Annotated in this window: 7 protein-coding genes; all 7 read right to left on the bottom strand. The window is 72.7% G+C overall.

The annotated features are described in order from the left end of the window. Positions 1 to 97: 97 nt before the first annotated feature. Positions 98 to 1303: a DNA polymerase III subunit delta' gene (locus SAM23877_RS19530; RefSeq protein ID WP_053134769.1), complete on the bottom strand. Its 1206-nt coding sequence runs from the start codon at positions 1301 to 1303 to the stop codon at positions 98 to 100. Between the two features lie 303 nt (positions 1304 to 1606). Continuing rightward, positions 1607 to 4912 carry a dTMP kinase gene (gene tmk, locus SAM23877_RS19525; protein ID WP_053134766.1) on the bottom strand — a complete coding sequence of 1102 codons (3306 nt, stop codon included), beginning with the start codon at positions 4910 to 4912 and terminating at the stop codon, positions 1607 to 1609. Positions 4913 to 5153: 241 nt separating this feature from the next. Next, positions 5154 to 8009 (bottom strand): type I DNA topoisomerase, encoded by a 2856-nt coding sequence (gene topA / locus SAM23877_RS19520; RefSeq protein ID WP_053134763.1) that lies wholly within the window; start codon positions 8007 to 8009, stop codon positions 5154 to 5156. A 270-nt stretch (positions 8010 to 8279) separates the two neighbouring features. Next, positions 8280 to 8477 carry a hypothetical protein gene (locus SAM23877_RS19515; RefSeq protein WP_053134760.1) on the bottom strand — a complete coding sequence of 66 codons (198 nt, stop codon included), beginning with the start codon at positions 8475 to 8477 and terminating at the stop codon, positions 8280 to 8282. A 527-nt stretch (positions 8478 to 9004) separates the two neighbouring features. Next, on the bottom strand, positions 9005 to 10522 hold the full coding sequence (locus SAM23877_RS19510) for a DUF7059 domain-containing protein (protein WP_053134757.1): 1518 nt from the start codon (positions 10520 to 10522) through the stop codon (positions 9005 to 9007). Between the two features lie 49 nt (positions 10523 to 10571). Further along, positions 10572 to 11162, bottom strand: coding sequence for a nucleoside/nucleotide kinase family protein (locus tag SAM23877_RS19505; RefSeq protein WP_053134754.1), 591 nt, complete (start codon positions 11160 to 11162; stop codon positions 10572 to 10574). Between the two features lie 205 nt (positions 11163 to 11367). Further along, on the bottom strand, positions 11368 to 13773 hold the full coding sequence (locus tag SAM23877_RS19500) for a sodium-translocating pyrophosphatase (protein WP_053134751.1): 2406 nt from the start codon (positions 13771 to 13773) through the stop codon (positions 11368 to 11370). Between the last annotated feature and the right edge of the window lie 88 nt (positions 13774 to 13861).

Raw genomic sequence — 13861 nt, 5'->3', positions numbered from 1 at the left:
AACTCTCCGCGACCGCGCCGATGCCCTACGTGCCCGGCATGCCTCGTACGAGTTACGTCGTCAACGGCCGGCGCGGGGCTCCCGGCCTCACGGTGGGTCAGCCCGCTCTCAGTGCCATCGTCATCGCCTCCACCGCGAGCAGCGGCGGCACATTGCGGTCGAGGGCGTCACCGCAGGCGGCGATCGCCTCGATGCGGCGGAGCGTGGACTCGGGGGAGCTGCCGCCGGCGACGCGCTCCAGGGCGTCCTCGGCGTCTGCGTTGGCGATCGCCACGCGGGAGCCCAGCTGGAGGGCGAGCACGTCGCGGTAGAAGGCGGTGAGGTCGGACAGGGCGAGGTCGAGGGTGTTGCGCTGGGTGCGCGTTCTGCGCCGCTTCTGGTTGTCCTCCAGATCCTTGATCACACCCGCCGTGCCGCGCGGCATCCGACCGCCCTGGGCCGCGCCCAGGGCCGCCTTCAGTTCCTCGGTCTCCTTGGCGTCCGTCTCCTCGGCGAGCTGCTTGGCGTCCGCCGCCGCCGCGTCGACCAGCTCCTGAGCCGCCCTGAGCGCGCCGCCGACGTCCTCGATCCGCAGCGGCAGCTTCAGGACGGCGGCTCGGCGCTCGCGGGCCGCCGGGTCGGTGGCCAGGCGACGGGCCCGGTCGACGTGTCCCTGCGTGGCGCGGGCCGCCGCGGCGGCGACGTCCGGTTCGACGCCCTCGCGGCGCACGAGCATGTCGGCGACGGCCTCCACCGAGGGCGTTCGCAGGTTCAGGTGGCGGCAGCGGGAGCGGATGGTGGGCAGGACGTCCTCGACGGACGGGGCGCACAGCATCCAGACCGTCCGGGGTGCGGGCTCCTCGACCGCCTTGAGGACGGCGTTGGCGGACTTCTCGTTCAACCGCTCGGCGTCCTCGACCAGGATGACCTGCCAGCGGCCGTTGGCCGGCGAGGTGAAGGACTTGCGGACCGTGTCCCGCATGTCGCCGACGCGGATCTCCGCGCCGACGGCGGTCACCGTGCTGACGTCCGCGTGGGTACCGATGAGCGCCGTGTGGCATCCGTCGCAGAACCCGCATCCGGGGATGCCGCCCAGTGCCCGGTCCGGGCTCACGCACTGCAGCGCGGCGGCGAAGGCCCGCGCCGTCTGCGTCACTCCCGCGCCGGGCGGGCCGGTGAACAGCCAGGCGTGCGTCATGCTCGACGCCTCGGGGAGGGGGCCGTCGGCCGCGGCGGCGGTGACGAAGGCGTCGGCGTCCCGGGCAGCCGCGGCGAGCTGCTCGCTCACCTTCTCCTGCCCGACGAGGTCGTCCCACACGGTCATGGGTCACGCCGTCCTTCCGTCACACTCCGCCGCACTGCTCCGCGCCGCGCTCCGCACCCCGCGTCGCGCCTCCCATTGTGCGGGGCGGCACTGACAACGGGAGCGAGGCACCCGGCGCCGGGCCCTCAACGGCGCCAGGCACTCAGCGGCACCAGGTCCTCAGCGGCACCAGGTCCTCAGCGGCGCCGGACCGTACGCCCGCCGCCGTCACCGCCTTCGTCTCTGCCGCCGTCGTCGTCGTCCCCGGCGCTTCCTGCGGGCGTGCGCCGAGATACGCCCGGAGGGCACGGGCGCTCCGGGCGGTCAGCGCCGGCCCCGCCCCTTGCCCCGGCGGCCCTCGTCGCCGTCACGGCCGTCGGGGCGGCCGGGCCCGTCACCGTCGTGCGGGCCGAGCAGCTCGTCCGCCAGGGTCGGCAGGTCGTCCAGCGGGGTCTCCTCCGCCCAGTCGGAGCGTCGCCTGCGGGGCGGCGCCTGGTCGGGGTCGATCCGGGGCATCTCGCGCGTGCGGTCCTGCGCCTCCTCGGGCCGGTCGGCCGGGGCGGCCGGGCCCTCCTCCCGGAAGTAACCCGGCGGGACCCGGTCGGCGGGGTCGTCGCCGCCCACCGGCGGAAGCACCGCCGTCTCGTCGGCGGCTCCCGGCGTCACGGGCGGCAGTACCGCCGTCTCGTCCGCCGCACCCGGCTCCACCGCGGGCAGCACCGCCGTCTCGTCGGCGGCTCCCGGTGTCGCGGGCGGCACCGGAGGCATGGGCAGCTCGGTCGTCACCTCGGACTCCGAGGCACCGGGTGCCCCGGCGTCACCGTCGCCGTCCCCGCGGGCGCCGTCCCGCGGGTCCCGTACCGGGCGCAGCACCGCCGTGTCCTCCACGGGCCCGCCGGAGGCGTTCGTCGGGGTGACGACCGGCGTCGCCACGGTCGCCGCGTCCGAGGGGGCCGGACCGGCCGGTGCCGGACGAGGCTCGTCCGCCGCGGGCGGCGCCGTCGGCTTCGGGCCCGCCGCGGCCGCGGCCGCCGCCTGCTCCGCCGCCCGGCGTGCCGCCTCGGCCCGCATCAGGGCCTCCTCGGCCTTGCGCTGCTTCTCCAGGCGCCTGGCCTCGGCCTCGGCCCGCAGCCGTTCCTCTTCCTCGGCCTGCTTGCGCCGCCGCTCCTCCTCGGCCCGGCGGCGCGCCTCCTCCTCGGCCCGTGCCTTCTCCTCGGCGAGGAGCCGTGCCCGCTCCTCCTCGGCCTTGCGGCGCGCCTCCTCGGCCCGCTGCCTGGCCTCCTCCGCCTGCCGCTCGGCCTCGCGGCGCTGCGCCTCCTCCAGCTCGCGCCGCTTGCGCTCCTCCTCCTCGGCGCGCAGCCGCTCCAGCTGCTCGAGGCGCTCGCGCTCCAGGCGCTCCTCCTCGGCCTTGCGCGCGGCCTCTTCCTCGGCCTTGCGGCGCGCTTCCTCCTCCGCCTTGCGGCGAGCCTCTTCCCGGGCCTGGATCTCGGCCTCGGACAGCGGCAGCACCTGGTCGAGCCGGTGGCGCACGACGGTGGTGACGGCCTCGGGCTCCTGGGCGGCGTCGACGACGAGGTAGCGGCCGGGGTCGGCCGCGGCCAGGGTCAGGAAGCCGGAGCGCACGCGCGCGTGGAACTCGGCGGGCTCCGACTCCAGCCGGTCCGGCGCCTCGGTGAACCGCTCGCGTGCGGCCTCCGGCGAGACGTCCAGCAGGACGGTCAGGTGCGGTACGAGCCCGTTGGTCGCCCAGCGGTTGATACGGGCGATCTCGGTCGGCGACAGGTCGCGGCCGGCGCCCTGGTAGGCCACCGAGGAGTCGATGTACCGGTCGGAGATGACCACGGCGCCGCGCTCCAGGGCGGGCCGCACCACGGTGTCCACGTGCTCCGCGCGGTCGGCGGCGTACAGCAGCGCCTCCGCGCGGTGCGACAGACCGGCGCTCGACACGTCGAGCAGGATGGACCGCAGACGCTTGCCCACCGGTGTGGCCCCCGGCTCGCGCGTCAGCACGACCTCGTGTCCCTTGCCCCTGATCCACTCGGCGAGGGCCTCGGCCTGGGTGGACTTCCCGGCGCCGTCGCCGCCCTCCAGGGCGATGAAGAAGCCGCCCGTCGCGGGCGCGGGCACCGGGTCGTCGCCGCCGAGCAGCGCGTCCCGCAGGTCCTGCCGCAGCGGCACCCCGGAGCGGTCGTCGACCTTGGCCAGCACCAGCGCGGCCACCGGCAGCAGCAGCGCGCCGGCCAGCATCAACAGGAACGCGGCGCCACCGTGCGCGAAGACGAACTTGCCGTTCTCCAGGCGGTGCGGTCCGATCGCCGCCGCCACCACGGGGGCGACGACCGCGCCGAGCGCCACATAGACCCGGACGACCGCGTGCAGGTGCTCGGTCGTCCGCGCCCGGCGGTGGTCCTCGGTCTCCTGGTCGAGCAGCGCGTGCCCGGTGTTGGCGGCCACGCCCGCGCCGATGCCGGCCAGCGCCAGGAGCAGCAGCACGGTGGTGGCGTCCGGGACGAGGCCCGCGGCCAGCAGGGCGACGCCGACGAAGGCGATCGCCAGGGCCAGCAGCCGCCGGCGCGACAGGGAGGGGAGCAGGGCGGGCGCCGTGCGGATGCCGACGACGACGCCGCCGGTCAGCGCGCCCACCGTCAGCCCGTACAGCACGGGGCCGCCGCCGAGGTCCTTGGCGTGCAGCACCGCGACGGCGACGGCGGCGGCCACCACGGCGGCGACCGCCGCGCAGGCGAACACCAGCAGCGGGAGGACACCGGTGCGGCCCTTGTCGACGCCCGTGCCGCTCTTGGGGCGGCGCAGGCCTTCGAGCGGCGACCGCGCGCGCGGGGTGCGCGCTCCGGGCAGCTCCAGGAAGGTCACCACGGACAGGGACGCGGCGAACAGCCCCGCCGCGACGTACGAACCGAGCGCCGCCTGGTGCTCGGCGAACCAGTCGATGCCGGCGCCCAGCAGGTTGTTCAGCAGCCCCGCGACGACGAGCGCGGCACCGGCCAGCGGGACCGCCACGAAGCCCGTGCGCAGCGAGAGGCGGCGCAGCGCGTCCATGTGGTCCGGCAGCGGCCGTACCGTCGCGCCCTCCGGGGGCGGCGCGGGCAGCAGCGCGGGGGCCGCACTCTCCCGGCAGACCGTCCAGAAGCGCTCGGCGACGCCGGTGACGAAGACGGTCACCAGGAGAACGGCGAGCGCGTCGTCCGGCGTCCAGTCGATCCACAGCGGCGCGACGATCAGCAGCGCGGTCCGCAGTCCGTCCGCGCCGACCATGGTCCAGCGCCGGTCCAGCGGACCGTCCGGTGAGGTGAGCGAGGTGAGCGGACCGAGCAGGACCGCGCCGAAGAGCAGCGTCGCCAGGATGCGTACGCCGAAAACGGTCGCCACTGCGAACGCCACGCCCCGGTAACCCCCGCCGAACGAGCCCGCGCCGATCGCGGCCTGGACGGCGAGGAGGACCAGCACCAGGAGGGCGAGAAGATCGCCGACACCCCCCACGAGCTGTGCGCTCCACAACCGCCTCAGCTGCGGTCGCCGCAGCAGGGCGCGGACGGCGCGCTCGCGGGAGTCCGCGACCAGGGCGTCGTCCGGGGCGGGGTGAGGGGCCGTTGGCTGCTCGGCTCGCGTCATGCGTTCAGCCTATCGGTCGCCGCCGACACTCCGGCGTACCCGGCCGAACGTACGCACGCCCCGACACCGAAATGATGCCGGGGCGTTCGATCTGCGAAGGGCGCGGGAGCCCCTTCGCGGTTCCTGATCCGGGCTCAGACCGGCTCAGGCCGGATCGGACCGGCTCGGACCGGCCCGGTGTCGACTCCGGAAGAGCACGGGAAGGGCACAGGAAGGGCACAGGAAGGCCCCCCGGGAGGGATCAGTCCTCCACCGCATTCGACGTGGTGGCCTTCCTGGCGGCCGTCTTGGCGGTCGTCTTCTTCGCCGCGGTCTTGGCCGTCGTCTTCTTCGCGGCCGTCGTCTTGGCCGCCGCCGTCTTCTTGGTGGCCGCCGCCTTCTTGGCGGGCGCCGCCTTCTTGGCGGGCGCCTTCTTGGTGGCCTTCTTCGCCGTCTTCTTGGCGGGCCCCTTGGCGCGCTTCTCGGCGAGCAGCTCGTAGCCGCGCTCCGGCGTGATCTCCTCGACGCTGTCGCCGGAGCGCAGGGTCGCGTTGGTCTCGCCGTCGGTGACGTACGGGCCGAAGCGGCCGTCCTTGACCACGACCGGCTTCTCGCTGACCGGGTCGGTGCCCAGCTCCTTCAGCGGCGGCTTGGCCGCGGCCCGGCCACGCTGCTTCGGCTGGGCGTAGATCGCCAGCGCCTCGTCCAGCGTGATGGTGAAGAGCTGGTCCTCGGACGTCAGGGACCGCGAGTCCGTGCCCTTCTTCAGGTACGGGCCGTAGCGGCCGTTCTGCGCGGTGATCTCCACGCCCTCGGCGTCGGTACCGACGACGCGCGGCAGCGACATGAGCTTCAGGGCGTCGTCCAGGGTGACCGTGTCCAGCGCCATCGACTTGAACAGCGAGGCCGTACGCGGCTTCACGGCGTTCTTGCCGGTCTTCGGGGTGCCCTCGGGGAGCACCTCGGTGACGTAGGGGCCGTAGCGGCCGTCCTTGGCGACGATGGTGTGGCCGGTGGCCGGGTCGGTGCCCAGTTCGAAGTCGCCGCTCGGCTTGGCGAGCAGTTCCTCCGCCAGCTCGACGGAGAGCTCATCCGGCGCGAGGTCCTCGGGGACGTCGGCGCGCTGGTGGTTCTCGGAGTCCTTCTCACCGCGCTCGATGTACGGGCCGTAGCGCCCCACGCGCAGCACGATGTCGTTGCCGACGGGGAAGGAGGACACCTCGCGCGCGTCGATCGCGCCGAGGTCGGTCACCAGTTCCTTGAGGCCGCCGAGGTGGTCCCCGTCGCCGTTGCCGGCGTCGGCCGCGCCGCCGCTGCCGGCGCCCTCGCCGAAGTAGAAGCGGCGCAGCCAGGGCACCGACTGGGCCTCGCCGCGGGCGATGGCGTCGAGGTCGTCCTCCATCTTGGCGGTGAAGTCGTAGTCGACGAGCCGCCCGAAGTGCTTCTCCAGGAGGTTCACCACGGCGAAGGAGAGGAAGGACGGGACGAGGGCCGTGCCCTTCTTGAAGACGTAGCCGCGGTCCAGGATCGTGCCGATGATCGACGCGTAGGTCGACGGGCGGCCGATCTCGCGCTCTTCCAGCTCCTTGACCAGCGACGCCTCGGTGTAGCGGGCCGGGGGCTTCGTGGCGTGGCCGTCGACCGTGATCTCCTCGGCCGTCAGCGCGTCGCCCTGGGAGACCTGCGGCAGCCGGCGCTCGCGGTCGTCGAGCTCGGCGTTCGGGTCGTCGGCGCCCTCGACGTACGCCTTGAGGAAGCCGTGGAAGGTGATCGTCTTGCCGGACGCGCTGAACTCGACGTCCCGGCCGTCGGAGGCGGCGCCGCCGATCTTCACGGTGACGCTGTTGCCGGTCGCGTCCTTCATCTGGGAGGCGACGGTCCGCTTCCAGATCAGCTCGTAGAGCTTGAACTGGTCGCCGGTCAGACCGGTCTCGGCGGGCGTGCGGAAACGGTCACCCGAGGGGCGGATCGCCTCGTGCGCCTCCTGGGCGTTCTTGACCTTGCCGGCGTACGTCCGCGGCTGCGCGGGCAGGTAGTCGGCGCCGTACAGCTGCGTGACCTGGGCGCGGGCGGCGGTGATCGCCGTGTCGCTCAGCGTCGTCGAGTCCGTACGCATGTAGGTGATGTAGCCGTTCTCATACAGCTTCTGGGCGATCTGCATGGTCGGCTTGGCGCCGAAGCCGAGCTTGCGGCTCGCCTCCTGCTGGAGCGTCGTCGTACGGAACGGCGCGTACGGCGAGCGGCGGTACGGCTTGGACTCGACCGAGCGGACGGCGAAGCGCGTGTTCTCCAGGGCGGCGGCGAGCGCGCGGGCGTTCGCCTCGTCGAGGTGGAGGGTGTTCGCGCTCTTGATCTGCCCCAGGGAGTCGAAGTCGCGGCCCTGGGCGACGCGCCTGCCGTCGACGGTCTGCAGGCGGGCGACCAGCGACGACGGGTCGGAGGCGTCCCCCGCGCGGCCGGTCGCGAAGGTGCCGGTGAGGTCCCAGTACTCGGCGGAACGGAAGGCGATGCGCTCGCGCTCCCGCTCGACGACCAGACGCGTGGCGACGGACTGGACGCGGCCCGCCGACAGCTTCGGCATGACCTTCTTCCACAGGACCGGCGAGACCTCGTAGCCGTAGAGGCGGTCGAGGATGCGGCGGGTCTCCTGGGCGTCCACGAGCTTCTGGTTGAGCTCGCGCGGGTTGGCGACGGCGGCCCGGATCGCGTCCTTGGTGATCTCGTGGAACACCATGCGCTTGACCGGGATCTTCGGCTTGAGGACTTCCTGGAGGTGCCACGCGATGGCCTCGCCCTCGCGGTCCTCATCGGTGGCGAGGAAGAGCTCGTCGGAGTCCTTCAGCAGGTCCTTGAGCTTCTTGACCTGCGCCTTCTTGTCGGCGTTGACCACATAGACGGGCTGGAAGTCGTGTTCTACGTCCACACCGAGGCGACGGACCTCGCCGGTGTACTTCTCCGGCACCTCCGCGGCACCGCTGGGAAGGTCGCGGATGTGCCCGACGCTCGCCTCGACGACGTAACCAGGGCCGAGATAGCCCTTGATCGTCTTCGCCTTGGCAGGCGACTCGACGATGACGAGTCGGCGGCCGCCGTTCGCGGTCTCGCTGGTCGGGGACAACTTCGCTCTTCTCTCCGGTCGACGCTGGGGCCTCCCCAGGCAGTGCTCCCGGGGTCGGGTCGGGCTGCGTTTCGGTCGTGACGCTGCGGAGTGTGACGGTACCTCCCGCCCCCGTGTCAAACGGGAAAAGCCCGCAACGGCCACTCGAACGGTAACCCGACGAACCCTGTTCCTGCCGCCCGGAGTGCGTACCGGCCCTGGCGCGTGTATCCGGAGCGCGACCCGCCGATTACCTGGGCGGGGGTGCGGCCGAGGTCCGGAACCGGCCTGTCAGACGCGTGTCAGGCACCATGCCCCGAGGGCCAGCGCGATGACTCCGGCGACACTCGCGAGCGTCGCCGATGCGACGGGGCTCACACCTTGCGCGACGGGCCGGCCGTGCCGTACCCGGGTCGCCGTCCAGGTCAGCAGACCCGCTCCGAACAGGGCGAACACCATTCCCGCGAAGATCGCCGGCCCGCTCTCCATGGTCCCCGTGCCCCTTTTCTCCAGCCCGCGCGTGTCCAGCCCCGGGGAGGCTGTCACGCGCGGGCGGCGGGCAGGCGAACCCGAGGTGAACGAGGAGCCGACGGACCGGCGGTGCGACCGCCCGTGGCTCGTTTCTCCTGTAGGCCCCAGGGACCGTCGCTGCCCGCCCGAAGCCGGTTCCGGCACCGCGAGATCCGCCCGATGCCGGTTCCGGCACCGCGGGAACCGGCCGATGCAGGGTCCGGCACCGCGGGAACCGGCCGATGCAGGGCCCGGCCGCGGGACCGGCCCTCGCCGGGCCCGGCGACCGCGGGAACCGGCCGATGCAGGGTCCGGCACAGCGTGATCCGCCATCCGCCATCCGCCGGTCCCGGCCCGGCGACCGCGGGCCTTCCGTCCGCCGGCTCCGGCGACCGCGGGGCCTGCCCTACGGCGGCTCCGGCGACCGCGGGACCCTCCCCGGGCCGGCCCCGGCGACCGCCGACCCCCGGTCGCGCCGGTTTCCAGGGCCGTCCGGCGCACACCGCCTACGCCGGTTCGAGGAAGCCCTGCTCCACCAGGAGCCGGATCTGGGCGGGTGTGCGGTCGCGCAGCGCCACCGGGTCCTCGCCGACCAGCTGGGCGATGGCGTCGAGGATGCGCCCGGCACTCATGGAGCCGTCGCAGACGCCCGCGAACCCGGCGCCGACGGTATCGACCCGGGTGGCGCGGCGCATGCCGCGGTTCTGGCGCAGCACGACGTGCTCCGGGTCCTCGGCTCCGGGCAGCCCGACCTGCTCCTGCACCACCTCGCCCGCCAGCGTGAAGTGCGCCTCCAGCAGGGCGGCGTCGTCGTGGGCGCGCAGGTAGTCGACGCGGTCGAAGTGCGCGCGCACCGTCTCGCCGAGCGGCTGCTCGATCGGGTGCGGCCATTCCTCGGTGGTGATCGAGGGCTCCGCGGACCCGGTCCGGCGCAGCGAGATCCACCCGAAGCCGACCGCCTTGACCTTGCGCGCCTCGAACTCGTCCAGCCACGCGTCGTAGCGGGCCTGGTACTCGGCCGCGTCGGCGCGGTGGTCACCCGCGTCCCTGAGCCACAGCTCGGCGTACTGCGTGACGTCCTGCACCTCGCGCTGCACGATCCACGCGTCGCAGCCGCGCGGCACCCAGGAGCGCAGCCGGTCCGTCCAGTCCTCCCCTTCCACGTGCTGCCAGTTGGCGAGGAAGTGCGCGAACCCGCCCTCGTTCAGCCGCTCCCCCGTCTGCTGAACGAGCGACCGGCACAGATCGTCCCCGCCCATCCCGCCGTCGCGGTAGGTGAGGCGGGCGCCCGGCGAGATCACGAAGGGCGGGTTGGAGACGATCAGGTCGTACGTGTCGTCCTCGTCGACCGGCTCGTAGAGCGAGCCCTCCCGCAGCTCGGCGGCCGGGGCGCCGGACAGGGCGAGCGTGAGCGCGGTGATGTGCAGCGCGCGCGGGTTGACGTCGGTCGCCGTCACGCGCGTGGCGTGCCGGGAGGCGTGCAGTGCCTGGATGCCGGAACCGGTGCCGAGGTCCAGGGCGGCGGAGACGGGCGTACGGACGGTCAGGCCGGCCAGCGTCATCGACGCTCCGCCGACGCCGAGGACGACGCCCTCCGCGTGGTTGCCGATGCCGCCGGCGCCGCCGACCGCGCAGCCGAGGTCGGACACGATGAACCAGTCCTCGCCGCCGGGCCCTCCGTACGGCCGTACGTCCACGGTGGCCGCCACCTCGTCGTCGCCCGCGCGGACGAGCCATCCGGTCTCCAGGCAGGCGTCCACGGGCAGCACGTTGGCCGCGCGCGCGTGGGGCACGGGTTGCTGGAGCAGGAACAGCCGTACGAGGTGTTCCAGCGGCGTGTCGCCGCGGGTGGCCCGGAGCGCGGGCACGGTCTCGCTGCGTGACAGCGCCGCGTAGGCGGGAGCACCGAGCAGCTCCAGCAGTCCGTCGGCGGTGAAGGAGGCGCCGAGCAGGGCGTCCCGCAGCCGGGCGGTGACGTCGGGGCGGTCGGCGGAGGGCAGGGGGGACAGGCTGGCGTTACTCACACCCCCATTGTGGCCCTGCGGCCCCCGCCCCGCGCCCGTGCGGCAGAGGTCAGCCGGCGGCGGCCGACGGCGTCACCGAGGCCGACTTGCAGCTCTCCTGCTTGGCCATCGCCTGGCCGACCTCACCCTCCTCCAGGGTCTTCAGCGCGTTGCTGCCGCTCTTGCTGAGCTTGTTCAGCTCGGTGGCGATGTCCTTGAGGCCGTCGGCGAAGTTCGCCTGGTCCTTGGTGTCGAGTTCCTCCACCTGCTTGCGCAGGGAGGCGTACGACGCGGAGAGGCCGTTGAGCTCGGTGACGGCGTCCTTCTGCTTCTTCTCGCCGTCCTCGACGTCCGGCGCCCCGGCCTTCTGGACAGCGCCGCCCATCGCCTTGTAGGCGTCGGACATGTCCTGGAACGCCTTGGCGTCGGTCTTCTGGACCTCCGCCGGCGTGCTGTTGTCCGAGGTCTCCTTCTGGATCGCCGCGTTGGCCGACTCGATCTTCTTGGCCTGCGGCTGCACCGCGTCGCAGACGTCCTTCGCCCAGGCGTCCAGCTTGTCGTCGTCGTCGCCGCTGCTGCATCCCGTCAACGCCAGTACCAGTACCGCACCGCCGGACAGTGCGGCCGCGAGCTTCTTGTTCACCGGATTGGTCCCTTCCATGGCTCTCGGCCCCGGAACATACACGCCGGATGGGGGACATCCGCAGGACGAACATCCGTTATGACGGTATTGCAGCCATTTGCACCACGAGAGATAAGGCTCACGGTGAAAGAGGTGCGGAACACGTCACGGGCGGACGACGCGTCACCCCGCGCCGTCCGCCCGTGCCTTGACCTGCGCCCCGTACGAGGCTTCGCGCCGAGGACTACGAAACCACCGCCGGATCGGCCGACTTGGGCTTCGGGTCGGGATCGTCCTCGTCGCCCATGGCGATGCCGCGCCGCTTGGAGACGTAGACCGCCGCCGCGATGACGGCGAAGGCGACGACCGCGATCAGTACCCGCACGACCATGTTCTCGTCGGCGCCGTAGGAGAACTTGATGACCGCCGGCGCGATGAGCAGTGCCACCAGGTTCATGACCTTGAGCAGAGGGTTGATGGCGGGGCCCGCGGTGTCCTTGAAGGGGTCGCCGACCGTGTCGCCGATGACGGTGGCGGCGTGGGCCTCGCTGCCCTTGCCGCCGTGGTGGCCGTCCTCGACGAGCTTCTTGGCGTTGTCCCAGGCACCACCGGAGTTGGCCAGGAACACCGCCATCAGCGTGCCCGCGCCGATCGCGCCCGCCAGGAACGCGCCGAGCGCGCCCACGCCGAGCGTGAACCCGATGAAGATGGGCGCCAGCACGGCGAGCAGCCCGGGCGTGGCGAGTTCCCGCAGGGCGTCCCTGGTGCAAATGTCGACGACCTTGCCGTACTCGGGTTTCTCGCTGTAGTCCATGATTCCGGGCCGCTCCCGGAACTGCCGCCGCACCTCGAAGACGACCGCGCCCGCCGACCGCGAGACGGCGTTGATCGCCAGTCCCGAGAAGAGGAAGACGACAGCGGCGCCCGCGATGAGCCCGACGAGGTTGTTGGGCTGCGAGATGTCCATCATCAGGCTCATCGGCGCGCCCTCGCCGCTGAGTTTCTCGCCCACGTCCGCGGCGCCGGTGGTGATGGCGTCCCGGTACGACCCGAACAGGGCCGCCGCCGCGAGGACGGCGGTGGCGATGGCGATGCCCTTGGTGATGGCCTTGGTGGTGTTGCCGACCGCGTCCAGGTCGGTGAGCACCTGGGCGCCGGCGCCCTCGACGTCACCGGACATCTCGGCGATGCCCTGCGCGTTGTCGGAGACCGGTCCGAAGGTGTCCATGGCGACGATCACACCGACCGTGGTGAGCAGGCCGGTGCCGGCCAGCGCCACCGCGAACAGCGCCAGCATGATCGAGGTGCCGCCGAGCAGGAACGCCCCGTACACGCCGAGACCGATCAGCAGGGCGGTGTAGACGGCGGACTCGAGGCCGAGCGAGATACCGGCGAGGACGACGGTGGCGGGCCCCGTGAGCGAGGTCTTGCCGATGTCCTTGACGGGTCGTCGGGTGGTCTCGGTGAAGTAGCCGGTCAGTTGCTGGATCAGGGCGGCGAGCACGATGCCGATCGCCACCGCGACGAGCGCGAGGATCCGCGGGTCGCCGTCGCGGCTCGCGATCGCCGCGTCCGTGACGCCGTCCAGCTCCGAGTACTTCCCGGGCAGGTAGACGAAGACGGCCACCGCCACCAGCACCAGCGAGATCACCGCGGAGATGAAGAACCCCCGGTTGATCGCGCTCATGCCGCTGCGGTCGGACCGCCGGGGCGCCACCGCGAAGATGCCGATCATGGCGGTGAGCACGCCGATCGCCGGCACCAGCAGCGGGAAGGCCAGCCCCGAGTCGCCGAAGGCCACCTTGCCGAGGATCAGCGCGGCCACCAGGGTCACGGCGTACGACTCGAAGAGGTCGGCCGCCATGCCCGCGCAGTCGCCGACGTTGTCGCCCACGTTGTCGGCGATGGTCGCGGCGTTGCGCGGATCGTCCTCGGGAATGCCCTGCTCGACCTTGCCGACCAGGTCGGCGCCGACGTCGGCGGCCTTGGTGAAGATGCCGCCGCCGACCCGCATGAACATCGCGATCAGCGCGGCGCCGAGACCGAACCCTTCCAGGACCTTCGGCGCGTCGGCCGCGTACACCAGCACCACGCAGCAGGCGCCCAGCAGGCCGAGCCCCACCGTGAACATGCCGACCACGCCGCCCGTGCGAAACGCGATCTTCGTCGCCTTGTGCGAGACGAGAGTGAGATCCTTTTCCGGTTCACCCGGGGCGGGTGTCGCTTCCCGTGCCGCCGCGGCGACACGCACATTGCTGCGCACGGCGAGCCACATGCCGATATAGCCGGTGGTCGCGGAGAACGCCGCGCCGATCAAGAAGAAGATCGACCGCCCGGCACGTTGGTTCCAGTCGTCCGCGGGCAGCAGCATGAGCAGAAAGAACACGACGACGGCGAATACGCCGAGCGTGCGCAGCTGCCGGGCCAGGTAGGCGTTCGCGCCTTCCTGAACCGCCGCCGCGATCTCCTTCATGCTGTCGGTGCCCTCGTCCGCGGCGAGCACCTGGCGTACCAGGACGGCCGCGAGGACCAGCGCCGCCAGCGCGACGACCGCGATCACCGCGATCAGGACGCGGTTTCCGTCGGTCAGTACGGCGGCGGCGAGGGTCGAGGTGTCGCCCAACTGATGAGAGGTGGAAAGCTCCGCCATTCGTCCTCCTTGACGCTTGGGCTGAGCTCAAGATGTGGACGGGATTGTAGGTACCGGAACCTGATCAAAACAGTGCACGACAAAAGGA

Origin of the sequence: Streptomyces ambofaciens ATCC 23877, from assembly GCF_001267885.1 — a bacterium.
In the GTDB taxonomy this organism is placed as follows: Bacteria; Actinomycetota; Actinomycetes; order Streptomycetales; family Streptomycetaceae; genus Streptomyces; species Streptomyces ambofaciens.
The sequence above is the reverse complement of the archived record's forward strand: the minus strand, read 5'-3'. Positions and strand labels throughout refer to the sequence as shown.